This window comes from Pajaroellobacter abortibovis (genome assembly GCF_001931505.1).
In the GTDB taxonomy this organism is placed as follows: Bacteria; Myxococcota_A; Polyangia; order Polyangiales; family Polyangiaceae; genus Pajaroellobacter; species Pajaroellobacter abortibovis.
Map to the genome: position 1 here is coordinate 1,156,843 of NZ_CP016908.1, position 14,267 is coordinate 1,171,109.

Below are 14,267 nucleotides of genomic sequence, written 5' to 3' on the forward strand. Positions count from 1 at the left end.
GAATAAGCTAGAGTGTTTAAGAGAAAAAATTTAAAATTGACAATAAAGGATGAGCAGGATTCGTGTTTCTGATGAAGAATGCATATCCCCTCCTGATATGCCAGACAATGCAATACGAAGTGTTTTTCAAGTCGCCCCTGAACAGGCAGGTCAACGCGTTGATGTTTTTCTCCGTCATGAGTTAAGGCGAACAAGCCGCACACGCGCACAAAAGATTATTCGGATGAGCGCCTACGATGAGCAAGGGAGGCGGGTACGTCCTGGGGAACGCGTGCGAGCAAAACAAAAAATCACTCTCTGGCGGCCACCTTGGGATGAATCCGAAGTTCCAACGGACATCCCTATCCTCTACGAAGATCAGCATCTGTTAGCAGTCAACAAACCAGCCCACCTCCCCGTCCATCCTACCGCACGGTACCACCATAATACGCTGATCAAGCTATTGCAAGTTAGCAGACCGGGGCAATATCTTGTGCTCGCACACCGACTTGATCGAGAAACAAGCGGAGTCATTTTGGTTGCGAAAACGCCTACGTGCGACCGACTTCTCAAGCGTCAGTTCGAGCGACGACAAGGGCTCGAAAAAGAGTATGTCGCCTTCACTTGTGGTATTCCTCAATGGGAACCAAAGGAAGCCATCTTTCGTTGCGAGAAAAAGATGGAGCTCGATCCAGCAAGTTTATCAAAAGTAAAAATGCACATCAGTGAAGGCTCCTCTGCCCTATCGGCTACAACCTGTTTTCTTTTGCAAGAAATAGCACAAGGACCTCAAGGAAAACGCTATGCCAAAGTGCAATGCCTTCTTGAATCAGGCAGACAACATCAAATTCGCCTCCACCTCGCTTCATTAGGTGCATTTATAGTAGGCGATAAGCTCTATGGACTGGATGAAACATACTTCATGCGGGCAGCTGATGGTGAGCTTAAAGAAGAGGATTGGGAACAGCTTGAACTACCTCGACACGCTCTCCACGCCATTCGATTTCAAGGAGAGCATCCTATTACCAAAAAACCATTTGATATCTATGCCCCCCTTGCAGAAGACATGAAAGTGTTCTGGGGTAAACAGACACCTTTGTGGAAAAATCCAAATGGACGTTAGTGTACATCTCACTGAGGATAAAAGTCCCTTCTCAGAAGAAAAAAGCGAGAATTGATCGCGCGAGGTAATAGCCCACCTTTTTATTCTGTAAGCCAAGGATTCTTGGATCCCAGACGAAGAGACGCCTGCCCATCCTCCTCCCTCTTTTCTCTTTCACAGGGAGAAAAGCCAGCAGGGCCTTCCATAATAAAAGAAACTGTCCTCCGGTAATCTTCGGCAGCGTGGGAATCGGGAGCATGTTCAAAGATCGTCCGACCTTGAGAGGGCGCTTCCTTCACTTTGATAGTGGCACGTATAGGAGGGAGACAACGAGCTCCAAAGTGTTGTTTTAAAGTATCCATCGCATCACGGCAAATGCGAGCGCGCGCGTCATAAAAAGTTGGCAAGACACCAAAGATCTTAATAGGATGCCGCAACAGCGAGTTCACATTTTTCAGCGTTCTGATCACCTGCCGAACTCCTACCAAAGAAAGGAAGTCACACGCTACAGGAACCAAAATTCCTTCTGCAAACACGAGAGCATTCTGATTGAGCAGTGAAAGAGAAGGCGAGCAATCCAAGATGATGATATCGTAATCTTGCTCGAAAGGGGCTAAGCGCTCGCGTAAGATACGATCCCGATTCTTACGTCCAGCCAAATAAAGTTCCGCAGCCGCTAACGATTCGTCCGAAGGAACAATATCCAGATTCGGCCTCACTTGAACTCTAGTATCCTGAACCACCACTCCCATAATTAAAAGATGATAAAGAGAACGCTCCACTTTCACTTGAAACGAAACGCCCACATTCCCTTGCGAGTCGGTATCTACCAAGAGAACGCGCACTCCAGACAAGGCAAGACCTGCTGCAATACTGACTGATGTTGTGGTTTTACCTGTCCCCCCCTTATGATTAAAAATAGCAAGTCGGGATGGCCCATAAAGCTTACGCTTGCTTATCCTTTCTTCCGTCTTTGTCTGTATTGGATCGGACAAACAGCTGCCTTGCTCCCGATCAGGATTTTCTCTTTTTGATTCTACTTCCACTGCAGATACAGACGAAGAAGAAGGAGAGGACGACAAAACAAACTCCCCCAATTTGGTCCCCTTTTCTTCTTCAAGCAACTGTTCCCGACAGGAAGGAGAGCAGGCGTAACGACGCTCATTCCCTATCTTCACAACCTGAGAAACGAGATCGAGCGCAAATTGCTTGCGGCACGCATCACAGTGAACTCCCCCCTGATGCTTCCCAGAGAGAGCAGCCTGATAACAAGGATGGCTACAATAAAAGGCAAATCCTTGCTCGTGCTCTTCCATCTGATATCGGAACTGGACTTCGAATTGTTTCCCACATACGGTACAAGCTTCAGTCATTCCAGACATTCGGTTGGATCCTTTCCGCATACCACGCAATTGCGTGAAACGAGCAGTCACTCATCGCGCAAATTACTAGCAGGCGTATACTATTTGCGATCTGTCTTCATCAGCCATGGAGAAAGTGCCTCGTGTTGGTGAAGATCATCGCCAAGCCATGCGCATCGGCAGCTGCAACTACTTCTTGATCTTTTATACTTCCACCCGGTTGAACAATGGCTAAGATCCCCACGTCAGCGGCCGCATGAATCCCATCAGGAAATGGGAAGAAAGCGTCCGAAGCGAGCACTGCCCCTTTCGCTTGCTCTCCGGCTTTCATGCAGGCCAACTGCACAGAGACTACTCGAGACATCTGCCCTGCGCCGATCCCCACTGTCTTTTTTTCCTTTGCGAATACAATGGCATTGGATTTCACATGCTTACATACTCGCCAGGCAAATTCCAGATCATCCAACTCTGCAGAAGTAGGCTGGCGTTTGGTGACAATAACCCCCTTTTTAACTTCTCCAGCACAGGTGACATCCCGACTCTGCACCAATAAACCTCCATCGATTGACTTGAACACCAAAGAGGTGGGGGAGGAATGAGTCCAACCCTCCAACTGAAGCAGCCGAAGATTCTTTTTAGAATGCAAGATTGGCAGGGCTTCCTCTGCAAATTCAGGAGCAATCACACATTCTAAAAATGTCTGTACTAACAATAGCGCAGTCTCTTTTTCAACTTTACGGTTGAGAGCGACAATTCCACCAAATGCGCTAGTAGGATCTGCCTCTCGAGCAACCAAATAGGCCTCAGCCAACGTAGGACGAACTGCAACACCGCAAGGATTTGTATGTTTGACAAGAACAGCAGCAGCCTCTTCGAATTCGCGCACAGCTTCAAGCGCTGCATCTGCATCTACCCAATTATTAAAGCTCATCTCTTTTACAACCTCATTCACTTGACGAGCCTGCGCAAGAGATCCCACTGCATCTGATCGCTCTTTATAAAGAGCTGCTGCCTGATGCGGATTTTCACCATACCGAAGAATTGTAGCGCGTTCAAATGAAAGCGCCAACTGAGTTGGAAAAGAGAAAGATGAAACGCCCCCTTTCTGTGCTTCTTTGGTAGAGAAATAATAAGCAATAGCTGCATCATAAGCAGATGTATAAGAGAAAGCTTTTGTAGCCAGTCGTAGACGCAAAGAAAGATTAATCTCTCCCTTTTGGGTAAGCTCGTCGAGAATAAGAGCATAATCCTCAGGATCCCAGACAGCTGCAACACGATCGTGGTTTTTCGCTGCAGCTCGGAGCAGAGAGGGACCACCGATATCCACATCCTCAATCGCTTGTTCCCAACTTGCTGCAGGATCTGCAATGGTTTTTTTGAAAGGATACAAATTGACAACCACCAGGTCAATGGGAGTAGCTCCTAGTTTCTTCAGATCATCTTGATCCAAAGTAAGCCGAGCCAAGATACCACCATATATCCGGGGATGAAGCGTCTTGACTCTCCCTCCCATGACCTCTGGAGAATCTGTATAATGCTCGATCGTTTCTATAGGGATCCCCTCTGCAAGCAATGCTTTGGAAGTTCCCCCACTCGAAAGAATGTGCACACCCAAATTGCTGAGTTGTCGCGCAAAATGAAGTAGGTGCGTCTTATCAGACACAGAAAGGAGAGCAGTATACACTTTAGACATGCTTCTGTTCCCCCTAGCGCGATGCGCTCTGACGGTCAATCAACACTTTCATATTCCGAAAGAATTTATACAATTCCCCATTTGTGCGACAATTTTGGTGCCTTACGGGGAGAATTGACATACGCAGTTTTCTGTCAGAGAACCTACTGCTGAATATCCTATTCCTCTACACTCATCCAATGAAAAAGAGCATCGCACAATAAACAGAACATGTTGAAATGTCTCTTTTCACTTTCAAAGACTTTAAGAACTATCTAAACTCAAGCCTCTGTCTTCTTCTTTTGTCTCGTCCTCCTTCCGCACAAGCAAATTTTGGCTAGAACGTCCTTTTGTAAGCGAAGATTTGACCTTCATGGAATGAAAGTCATATTTCTTTCAAATAGGCTTTCATCCATATCCTCTCGGAGCTGCAGCATGTCCTCCCAATTTAGCCAAACCCTTCACCTCTACTTGGCGTATCCACTCGTGGGTTAAGCTCATGATAACCCCCACCTCTTCAAGAGGTAATCCCTCCCCTATCAGCTACGTCAAGAGCACATGTCCCCTCCATTTCCCAAGCTCCAAGATCATGAAATTTTAGCTTAATAGCTCTTGTCTTCGAAAATACATCCAAGTCAGATGATGCTTACAAGACACATAAGGACAAGGCCGGTAACCCATTGTACATCCGTCCAGAATTTTAGGATGAAACTCCACTTTCACTTCAGGCATAGAGCAAACGTCCCACTTCGAGTTCACGTTTGTTCTATTCGTTTCGTAACTGCTCGTTCGAGCGCATATAACGCGTCTACGAAACGACCGCGACGATTCTTTTATATGATCCTGATGTAAAGTATATGATCCTGATGTAAAGGCTGACCCATAGATACAGTCTCCCTTTGGATCGTTCATCTCTTCTTTCGCTGTCTTCTTCATGACGGGAACACTCCTCTTTAGCTTGAATTGCCAACATACAATTCCGTTCAAACTGCTTGCCGCTGGCCTTTAGAAACTGCCCTGTCATCCCCTTGATGCAGGGTGAGACAGAAGACTGGCAGATTCAGCAAAGAACAAGCCAAGCTAGGCCTATCGGATCTCTATTCCCCCAAAATAGACCAATCTAAGTCAAAAAGATAAGAACCAATTAAGCTAGCTAATAGGCGAAGAAAGAAAACCACCCACACAAGGGGAGCAAAACACAATCAAGCGAAGAAAAAAGAAGGAAGCCCCTTCTCTGAGGCACTTCTAGAAACTCTTTACCTCAAAGTTAAGAACACTGAAGTTAACGAAAATTTATTAAGGCATATCCTTGATCATCCTGAATGTCAATCCAAGCATGACTTTTTTTATTTTTTAATGGGTTGTTCGAATCGCGTATCAGGATACCGACATAAACATCAGGATAGGAGCTTATGGTACGCTTCTTCTAAGAGAACCATCCATGGTTTTTTGATGAAATCAAAAGGGGGTCGATAAAGTGTTCGAATCATCAGTTTTGCTTCCTTCCAGAGAGCAAGACGGCTTAAGGCTTCGACCCCCCGCAACTCATCTACCATGACATCCACCATGCGACCTTCCGCAAACCAGACATTAGCTAAAGAAGAAGAGGATGAAAGAAAAACAGAGATTGATTTGTTAAACGAAGCACATTCCGCTAAAAAGTCGATAATGGGTAAAGCGCTCATGGACCACATTACGTATCGTTTCGTATCTGCTCTAGAAACGGAAAAAGATAGACTCTTAAGTAAGCGATGGAGAAGAACATATTCCATCTGATATAAGATTTCCCCTAACCGGAGAGAATTTTTTCGCTCAAAGGAAGACAAAGGATCGGCAAGAAACTCGGGCTCCTGTTTAAGATAAAGTAGAGCAGGCTTTTCTCCTTCCGATAGTCCGTGTAAACATCGGAACAGAATCGAATCATAAACCTGCATATCAAAATGAGAGTCGACCAAAATAATGTCGAACTGGATTGCATCCAGTGCAGCACCTTCTTTCGGAGCCATCTGGATCTGGTATCCTTCCAACGTAAGATAAGCCTCAAGGACATTCGCTACTTCAACTTTCTGCGTCACTAATAAAATGTTCCCCTTTTTCACCCTGCTATCCCCCTTTTTTGCAATCAGCTTTCTTTTTCTTCGAGCTTCTACGCCCTTAAAAATGCTATTCCCCGCTTATTTAAAGACACACAGAAGAAAAGTAGAAGAATGCATCTCAATGCAAACAATATTTGGTTAATAGGCTAGTTCAATCTTCATGAAACTTCAAGAACTCATCCGTCTATTGCTCCCCAAAGAAGAAATCTTTTTTAACATTATCGAGCAACAAACTTCGATTGTTTATGAGGCTGCTCAAGTCCTGGCGCATTTTAGCCAGAATGTCTTTGTTAATACGACTGTACGAGACACCATTCAAGAACTTGAGCATCAAGGGGACCGATTAATCCAAGCTTTAGAAGAGTCATTAGCTCGTACCTTTATTACACCTATTGATCGAGAAGATATCCACAAACTGGCTATTGAGCTAGACGATATTCTCGATTTAATCAATCTCACTGCCCGCTCTTTCTTTCTGTACGGAGTCGAACAACCTTCTACTCCCATGAAACAATTGGCTGGACTTTTAGTAGAAAGTACAGCCATTCTTAAAGAAGCAATTCCTTCCCTTCGAAAACATGATTACACAAAACTGAGAGAAATCAAACGAGCAGTTAAGAAAATTGAAAAAGAAGGTGATATCATTTTTCGAGAAGCTATGAGTAATTTGTTCCACGATTCTCATATCAGTGCCAAGGTGCTCCTGCGGGAAAAAGAGATCCTAGAGTCCCTCGAAGCAGCAATTGATCACTGCGAAGAGGTTTCAGAATTCTTAGCTAATCTAGCGGTGAAGCATGGGTAGCATCCTAATCATTGTCATTATTACTGCACTACTCTTCGATTATATCAACGGCTTTCACGATGCAGCCAATGCAGTAGCCACTGTTGTATCGACCGGAGTCCTCCCCATCCGGATAGCAACAACCTTAGCAGGGATTTTAAACTTTACAGGAGCGATCACAGGTGTAGCAGTAGCTAAAACGATTGCGTTCGAATTCACTAAACCAGAATGCATCAATCTATCGATTATCCTAGTGATCCTGCTAAGCGCTTGTATTTGGAATCTCATTACTTGGTGGCACGCTATTCCATCAAGTTCCTCTCATGCTCTTATTGGCAGTCTTGCAGGAGCAATTACGGCTCACTCAGGATTCAACAGTTTTTCGTGGAACACTTTAAAAACCAAGGTTCTGGTCCCTCTTTTTCTCTCTCCCACGCTCGGTTTCTTAATCTCTTTTTTCTTTATGATCATCCTTCTTTGGATTGCTCGTCCCCTGCGGCCTCTTGTGATCCACGAAATTTCTCGATGCCTCCAATTGGTATCAGCAGCCATGATGGCCCTCTCTCACGGTTCCAACGACGCTCAGAAATCGATGGGGATGCTTACACTTGCGCTGACCATATCTACTCCATCGTTATCCAGTGGATCAGTACCGTCTTGGCTTTTTCCTAAAGCACCTTATGAGGTACCCACTTGGGTCATCCTTGCATGCGCTCTTGCCATCAGCCTCGGGACCATGGCAGGAGGTAGAAAGATCATTAAAACGATGGGTACAAAGATGATCCGGATCACTCCCCTCCAAGGGTTTGCAGCCGAAACAACAGGCGCTGTAACCATTCTCACGGCAAGTCAGTGGGGCATCCCAATTTCGACCACTCACTGCATCAACGCTTGCATTATGGGGGTAGGAGCCAGCAAACGCTTATCTGCCGTGCGCTGGGGTGTAGCAGGAAACATCATCACAGCGTGGGTCCTCACTCTACCCCTGAGTGGACTCATCGCTTTCATGCTGATAAAAGTAGTCTATCTTTTCTGCTAAAAACGCCCGCGCTTATTTTTCCATCCGCAAGGCAAAGAAGAAAAGAGTCACCAAATTCGCATTTCTGAAACACGCGGCTATAAAAATACTAAGCCATGTTCATACAGTTGAAAGATACTGAGCTATCATAAGTAGGGAGACCATAACTTTCTCAGGGCGAGTACACAGATAAGAACACCTGGCAGAAGGAAAACCTACAATCCACTCTAAAGGGCTCTCTGCATTAAATATTGATACTGTTTAGCCATGATGGCCTTTGATGTATGAGTTAGCTCGCCAACACAGAGGAACTTTCAATAATGGGTAGAAATCGATATCTTCTCATTCCTTTAATGGGAATGGAATTGGTTGCATGTGACAGATTGGATGGATCCAACATCCAGGAACAGAGCCAACAAGACGTAACAGATAAGAAGAGCCCATGTTTGCTCCATCAGGGGAGGAGCTTTGACCCAAAGAATTGATTGAGAAGTGGAATGAGTTAGACTTTTTTTTGAACAATACATTCAAATTAATAAAGAACCTCTAGAGAGTAAACGATACCAACAACTGTTTAACCTTCTAGTAAAAGCAAGCAATGCTCTGAATACACTCCTTGGGGAATGATCAACTCGCTGTCTCATCCCAACCAAAAATACGAGGGTTGGAAGGTCATTGATCTTCATAATCAGGAAACACCACATGCTATGTATGACCATATAAAAACAATTGTTGATCAACAGCTCGAAGCGACTAGGAAACTGATACAGGCTGATCCTTTCTTGGATTAACTCCGTACCAAAACATGGATTGTTCCATATCGTTATTTGCTCTCCCGCAGTTCCTCTTGCATCGATGGCAACTACTTGGAGGAACAATCTCAGAGTAGCACAATCATGAGTGACACAAGCGGTGAACTCAAGACTTTCATAGATTCTTTGACTGAGATCTTCAATCAACTCCCAAAGAGCAACAACAAAGAATTCTACATCTGTACAAGAGAACAACTAAGCAATCGTCTCAAAAGCGCTCAACAACTACTAGATTTTCCAATTCCTATTCTGCCGAGAGACCCTGATTTTAAGACAATGCCTTTCCGTTCGACATATTCGGAACTCCGAGAGATAATTTCTGCACGTCAGCTGCTGACCAACCTTTTCTACCAGGATAGCTATCAACCTTCTCAAGGCAAAGAGAAATTCTTTAAGACAGCAACGAACAGTTTTGTAGGTAGAGATAAAAAAGCGAAAAACAAAAAGTAAAAGAACAATTCTGTAAGCTTCTCAGCATTGATCCCAACAGCACTGATCAAGAGATTCAACATGCGGCATAAGAGCTCAGAGTTGCACCCCGATAAGCAACAAGCAGACCAGAAACAAAAAGCAGCAAATGAAGAGAAAATGAAACAGCTAATCGCTTTAACGCTTATGAAAATCTATAAAAAAACATGTTTAATGATTCCTCATAAGTATCCACGGCGCCTGGCCCAGGGTTTAAAGAACTACTTTCACACAAAAATTATCGCTTTCTTTATCCAACGATAACTCTTTCTTTCTTAAGGTGCTCTCCCAAATCGATTCACAAGGATACCCAGGGAAGAAATAGCACAAAGACAGCAGCTGCAGTATAGAACTGCATATTGAAGCTGAATCAAAAAAAGCAAATACTCTTGTCTTGCAGCAGACTCGGCGTGGAGTTCTTAATTCTTAATACTTTAGATATGTTTCTCCTCGACATGGTGGAAAGCAATTTTGCATACGAATCAATGAACAAATCATTTCATGCTCCACACCAATTTATCGAAATTTGCATTTCTTTTGTTGCTGCTGAGTCCGGCCGTCATCAATGCTTCAGAAGAAGTTATCCCTAGCGTTGCCTCATCAAGCAAAAAAAACTGTGTCTACAACTGCCAAAGAAGTGGAGGATTCGAGTTTGGTTTTCGAATAGGATACAAAATGCTGACCGGAGAAGGATTGAGAGGGACTCAACTAAACGACTTTATGAAATTCTCCATCCCTTTCATGTTCGATGTTGGATACCGAATCAGCAACCACTTCTATTTTGGAATCCTCATCTATTATGACGCCACTTCAGTATCCATTATCATATTCTACCGCACGCATGGATCGATCCATGGATCAGAGCTGGAACCGGATTCGGCGTCTATGCGGCAAGCATTTACGACTACAGCGTAGCCCCCAGAAGGGCAAGAACCATCATTGGATACGATCTAATCAATTCTCAGGTAGGAACCGATTTGCGGCTCTCGTCCAATATAGGAACAGGATCGTTCTTTGCCCTTTCAGGGATACGAACCAAGGCTTCTCAAACTGACTCAAACTTCAGCTCCATTGGCTCTATTCTGATCCCGCCCTCCGACATAATCTTCATGTTCCCAGACGATTTCATCAAAATCATCATGGGCAGCTGAAAAATAGCTGTTCGATTCGCTCAACACTGCCTTGGCATCCCATCGAGGGAAATGTAGAGCAATTACCGAGATAAAGACAGCTATGCCGCAAAGAAACTAAACCCATCGCTTATAAGAAACAGGGAATAAAACAATCCCCACCCCTAAAGAAAGAAACGCATTGATAAAAAGTATATTACGCTCTCCAAAAACATTCAGCACAATAACCCCTGTGATCAGCAATCCGAGTACGCGATCCCAGTGTGTTGATCGCACAGAGCCGTCCTACTTTATCCCCCACTTGGACTTTGCTCCTTTCAATCTCTTTCAATAGAAGAGGAAAAGTCCATCCCATACATAGACTTGCTGGCAGGATCAGACAAAAGCAGGTAAAGAATCAAATTCAACCAATCCTAATGACTTGACACGAGCTGATCGAAGAAAAAAATAGAGGGATTTGATCCCACAAAGAAGGGGGAGCAGGATACTCACTCCTACCAACTATGGAGAGAGCGCCATTGCCCATTAAGGGGATGGGAATTTACGAAAACATACGTGCACGAGCAACCCTGCAGTCGCCATCCCCAATAGAACTGTAAACAGCATAATGGCATAGGCGTACACGGACATCCTGATACTCAGAGACAAAAGATGACACCAGGTGATCCAATTAGAGAAAAAAAGAAAACCACTTAAGAAAGAGACAGCAACCATCAAGAAGGACACCAGCGCTTTGTCTGGGGGAGTCTGTGCAGAAGAGAGTGAATAAGGGTGGAGATGCTCAGAGGAGGGTTCATTGTCCATCTTCGCTTGTTTTAACCTGCTACCTGAGAAACATCTGCCTGCCATCTCCAAAAGAAAGGTAAGGAGAAAGACAATCCCTTCAAGGACAAAAATAAGGTGCAAACACCCATCCATATGGAAGTAGGGAAAAAGAAAATAGTCCGTAGCAAGTACCCCTACCGCTCCACCTATCACATTGAGAGTATAAAATAGATTCAGTTGATAAGGAAAAGAACATAAACTCCTGCTACAAGCCCGATCCACCATACCAAAGAGGGTGCCATTTATTTTGCTTAGATGCCAGCCATCCATCTAAAACGCTTCCTATAGCCAAGCCAAGTATAAACGTAACGGTGATCGCAGCCGTGGCATAGCCATTCACCCCGAGAAGAAGACGAAAGCACTTGTTGAGAACAGATTGATAAAGAAGCGCAGCCTTCCCGAAAGAAAACTTAGGCTTACGCCTATCCAATGGAAAAGCCAAATCCAACTAATGCTGGTCATCTTGAATATATTCCCAGCTCTTCATAGCAGCCTTCAGATCAATCCCTTTGCTCTCCTGCCTAGATTATTAAAATCCTTAAGGGGAAGAAATTGACCGTCCCGCATCGTAAATAAATCAGGATCTACCATCAAACGAACAACGGCGCCTTTCTGAGGAACGAAAGGCTCATGCAGATTACTCATTAAGTTAACCAGACCGCTGCGAAGAAGATCCATCTCACCATGGATTGTCCTCTGAACATAACCAGCTTGCATAAATACGCAACCATCCGACTGTATTCTTAATTTAATGGTTCCCACAGAGGGAAATCCAAAGAAACCAGGGATAAACAGATACAATGTTTTAATCCACTGTTTTTCATCAAGCTGGATCGACATCCAATTTTCTCCTATCTCCTCAAATGGATTATCCGAACCGAGAAAGATCGTACAAGCCTCTCCCTCTGAAAGTATGTTCAATTAAACCCTCCAATACGATCTGAGTAGAGAACGCTTTGTAAGCTCTTCTCGCAGTATCTGTATGAGCTATGGATCGGGATATCCTCCGTCAAGCGATCTGAAGATACCTTCTGACCAAGGTCGTACATACTTCATCATGGAAGAGCACCTGTGGGCCCCAACCCGCATTACATCTCGTCGTTGATGAACAGCTACTAGAATAGAGATTGATTTAGTCACTTTAGAAAAAACAGAGGATCCTGCACAGGTAGTTCGATCAATAGCAGGGTTACACTCTTGAACCATCGTATAGACCCAATCGATCAAAGATGTTTCTACTTGATAGGCTTTCACAGCTTTGCGATGTAGCCGCATACCAACAGGAATACACAATGCAACAGGGTTCAGTCGACCATTCGCGTTGATCAGAGAGGGATGGAACATTCCCCAATCAGATTTGGATGAGCCAATGTTTCAAAATCAACCCTCTGATTGGTAAAAAATGAAATATCGCTTTTTTGGACAATAGGTGAGGAAAAGAAGCTGTCTGCAACCGAGCCAATGTATGAAAGAGATTTGGCCACCTCGAGGACATTAGAAGTATTCTAAGGAAATTGTTGAACAAACGGCACACAATTGAAGGAAAAAGGTGGATGGGGAGGATGGGGAGCAACAAGGATATGAGTCGTATCAAACCAAAGGAAAAAGAACGCACCAGTATCTGGATGGCGCTGCATCCAATCTTTCACCCTGATGACTGAAATCTTAGGAGAATGCTTGTTGTTCTCGGTCCTTCCCTGTTCAGATATCACATAGAGGGAAAGAAATCCGGAAGGCTGCAGGAGTGTGTGGATCATAAGAGCACCGCTCGTGTACCCAACCACATCGTAGCCCGCACTCAAGAAGGAAAGGAGGAGACCCATAGGCATATTGGGATCGGGCAAACCAATCGAACGGCTATTCCCAAGTATAAAGCGCATACGGTTTAGAACCACCGCGGCATCGAACGTGTTATTTCCGTGTGAATAGACTTGAGTGGAAAAATAGCCCCAGGATGCGAGAAAAATTGGAGGATGCTAGGGACACAGCTTTGCCTAGCCTCGAACCAATCTGCCCCTATTAAATCGGTCTCAAGAGGAATCAATCGATTATCTTTCGAAGGAACAAGTGGGACAGAGCAAATAAGTTGCTTTCCATTTGTTAAAACCATACTGGACCCTTCTAGATACACATCGTTGCCCGCAGTTAGTTTAACAAACGAGTTTATTTGACGAGCGTACAGGAGCTACTTAAGAGGACGCAATTCAATTGATATCCTTCCCCACGCAAAAGGAACGATAAGAAGAATTCACGAACTAATTAGCCAAAAGATTCAAGAGGGAGGCATTATGTTTACGTAAGATATTTTACACTTGTTCAGGCATCTGTTTACGGGTCACTAGATGGGCACCCTTCCGATAGATCACTTTATCTGTGAGGGGATGTACTTCATAATGATTCTCTTCCACGATCCATGAGCAGTGTTTGGCATATTCAACCAGCATTTCGTATTTAGGTTTCAATTCCACATGGTCATTTCGCCCTCGAAGCATTAAAAACTCAAGAAGCTCTGGATAATGAACGCGCTCTTGAGGGATATTTAGGAGTCTCTGCAAGGCAGAGGTCTGTTTGCAAATAAATAATACTGGGATCCAACGAAACCGAAAGTTGATGAGGGACTCGATTTAAAGAGAAACGATGTTTCCCTGCTCCAAAAACGATCCAAGGAGCAGCAATCCCTTCGATTTTCCCAAGCTGATCCCCATGTCCCATAATGTCAAGATGATCGTAAAGAGATTCTCCACGATCACCTGTTACAACGACCATGGGCTGCTCAAGGGAGTAATTTGTCTGAAGAGTTTTTACGATCTGAGCAAATGTCTGATCGGATGCAAGCAGACTCGATTAATAGAGCAGACAAACCCGCTCACGGTCATGATCGTTAGCAGAAAAGGTAATAGGAATTTTTAAGGTATTTGTAGGGTCCCTCACAGGAGGGGAAGTGTAGATAGAAAGGAGAGGTTTGGATATAGGAGAAATGCGATTGATCCGCGAATACGAAAGCAAACACGGGCTCATCTCCG

At 44.3% G+C, this 14,267-nt stretch carries 16 protein-coding genes; 5 read left to right on the forward strand and 11 right to left on the reverse strand.

What is annotated here, in order from left to right; translation table 11 throughout:
• The first annotated feature begins 49 nt into the window (after positions 1-49).
• Positions 50-1,102: a pseudouridine synthase gene (locus BCY86_RS05785; RefSeq protein WP_075276887.1), complete on the forward strand. Its 1,053-nt coding sequence runs from the start codon at positions 50-52 to the stop codon at positions 1,100-1,102.
• Positions 1,103-1,182: 80 nt separating this feature from the next.
• Here the strand turns inward: BCY86_RS05785 and BCY86_RS05790 are convergent, their stop codons facing one another.
• The 4 genes from BCY86_RS05790 to BCY86_RS05805 form a co-directional block, all read right to left on the reverse strand.
• Positions 1,183-2,514, reverse strand: a complete 1,332-nt coding sequence (locus BCY86_RS05790; protein ID WP_245776206.1) for a ParA family protein — start codon at positions 2,512-2,514, stop codon at positions 1,183-1,185.
• Between the two features lie 49 nt (positions 2,515-2,563).
• Positions 2,564-4,135: a bifunctional phosphoribosylaminoimidazolecarboxamide formyltransferase/IMP cyclohydrolase gene (gene purH / locus BCY86_RS05795; protein ID WP_075276889.1), complete on the reverse strand. Its 1,572-nt coding sequence runs from the start codon at positions 4,133-4,135 to the stop codon at positions 2,564-2,566.
• A gap of 387 nt (positions 4,136-4,522) precedes the next feature.
• Positions 4,523-4,657: a sigma factor-like helix-turn-helix DNA-binding protein gene (locus tag BCY86_RS10775; RefSeq protein ID WP_420814553.1), complete on the reverse strand. Its 135-nt coding sequence runs from the start codon at positions 4,655-4,657 to the stop codon at positions 4,523-4,525.
• Between the two features lie 854 nt (positions 4,658-5,511).
• A complete protein-coding gene (locus BCY86_RS05805; protein WP_075276890.1) occupies positions 5,512-6,213 on the reverse strand; it encodes a response regulator transcription factor in 702 nt (233 codons plus the stop codon).
• 157 nt (positions 6,214-6,370) lie between these two features.
• Here BCY86_RS05805 and BCY86_RS05810 point away from each other — a divergent pair, with 157 nt between their 5' ends.
• The 4 genes from BCY86_RS05810 to BCY86_RS09785 all read left to right on the forward strand — a co-directional run bounded on the left by BCY86_RS05810 (position 6,371) and on the right by BCY86_RS09785 (position 10,204).
• The gene (locus BCY86_RS05810; protein WP_075276891.1) at positions 6,371-7,012 is read left to right on the forward strand and encodes a DUF47 domain-containing protein; all 642 of its coding nucleotides are present in this window, start codon (positions 6,371-6,373) and stop codon (positions 7,010-7,012) included.
• Positions 7,005-8,030 carry an inorganic phosphate transporter gene (locus tag BCY86_RS05815; protein WP_075276892.1) on the forward strand — a complete coding sequence of 342 codons (1,026 nt, stop codon included), beginning with the start codon at positions 7,005-7,007 and terminating at the stop codon, positions 8,028-8,030. Before BCY86_RS05810 ends, BCY86_RS05815 begins: the two co-directional genes overlap by 8 nt.
• Positions 8,031-8,905: 875 nt before the next feature.
• On the forward strand, positions 8,906-9,271 hold the full coding sequence (locus BCY86_RS05820; protein WP_075276893.1) for a hypothetical protein: 366 nt from the start codon (positions 8,906-8,908) through the stop codon (positions 9,269-9,271).
• 693 nt (positions 9,272-9,964) lie between these two features.
• Positions 9,965-10,204: a hypothetical protein gene (locus BCY86_RS09785; RefSeq protein WP_156865104.1), complete on the forward strand. Its 240-nt coding sequence runs from the start codon at positions 9,965-9,967 to the stop codon at positions 10,202-10,204.
• A 332-nt stretch (positions 10,205-10,536) separates the two neighbouring features.
• On the opposite strand, the gene BCY86_RS09790 is transcribed toward BCY86_RS09785, so the two are convergent.
• The 7 genes from BCY86_RS09790 to BCY86_RS05870 all read right to left on the reverse strand — a co-directional run bounded on the left by BCY86_RS09790 (position 10,537) and on the right by BCY86_RS05870 (position 14,010).
• Complete coding sequence (locus BCY86_RS09790; RefSeq protein WP_156865105.1) at positions 10,537-10,695, reverse strand: hypothetical protein; 159 nt, start codon at positions 10,693-10,695, stop codon at positions 10,537-10,539.
• Between the two features lie 249 nt (positions 10,696-10,944).
• Positions 10,945-11,514 carry a hypothetical protein gene (locus BCY86_RS05835; protein WP_156865106.1) on the reverse strand — a complete coding sequence of 190 codons (570 nt, stop codon included), beginning with the start codon at positions 11,512-11,514 and terminating at the stop codon, positions 10,945-10,947.
• Positions 11,515-11,739: 225 nt separating this feature from the next.
• Positions 11,740-12,165: a hypothetical protein gene (locus BCY86_RS05845; protein WP_075276898.1), complete on the reverse strand. Its 426-nt coding sequence runs from the start codon at positions 12,163-12,165 to the stop codon at positions 11,740-11,742.
• Positions 12,166-12,231: 66 nt separating this feature from the next.
• On the reverse strand, positions 12,232-12,588 hold the full coding sequence (locus BCY86_RS05850; RefSeq protein ID WP_075276899.1) for a hypothetical protein: 357 nt from the start codon (positions 12,586-12,588) through the stop codon (positions 12,232-12,234).
• Positions 12,589-12,749: 161 nt separating this feature from the next.
• Positions 12,750-13,139 (reverse strand): hypothetical protein, encoded by a 390-nt coding sequence (locus BCY86_RS05855; protein WP_156865107.1) that lies wholly within the window; start codon positions 13,137-13,139, stop codon positions 12,750-12,752.
• 411 nt (positions 13,140-13,550) lie between these two features.
• Positions 13,551-13,688, reverse strand: coding sequence for a hypothetical protein (locus tag BCY86_RS05865; RefSeq protein WP_216636004.1), 138 nt, complete (start codon positions 13,686-13,688; stop codon positions 13,551-13,553).
• Between the two features lie 55 nt (positions 13,689-13,743).
• Positions 13,744-14,010: an alkaline phosphatase family protein gene (locus BCY86_RS05870; protein WP_075276903.1), complete on the reverse strand. Its 267-nt coding sequence runs from the start codon at positions 14,008-14,010 to the stop codon at positions 13,744-13,746.
• Positions 14,011-14,267: the final 257 nt, after the last annotated feature.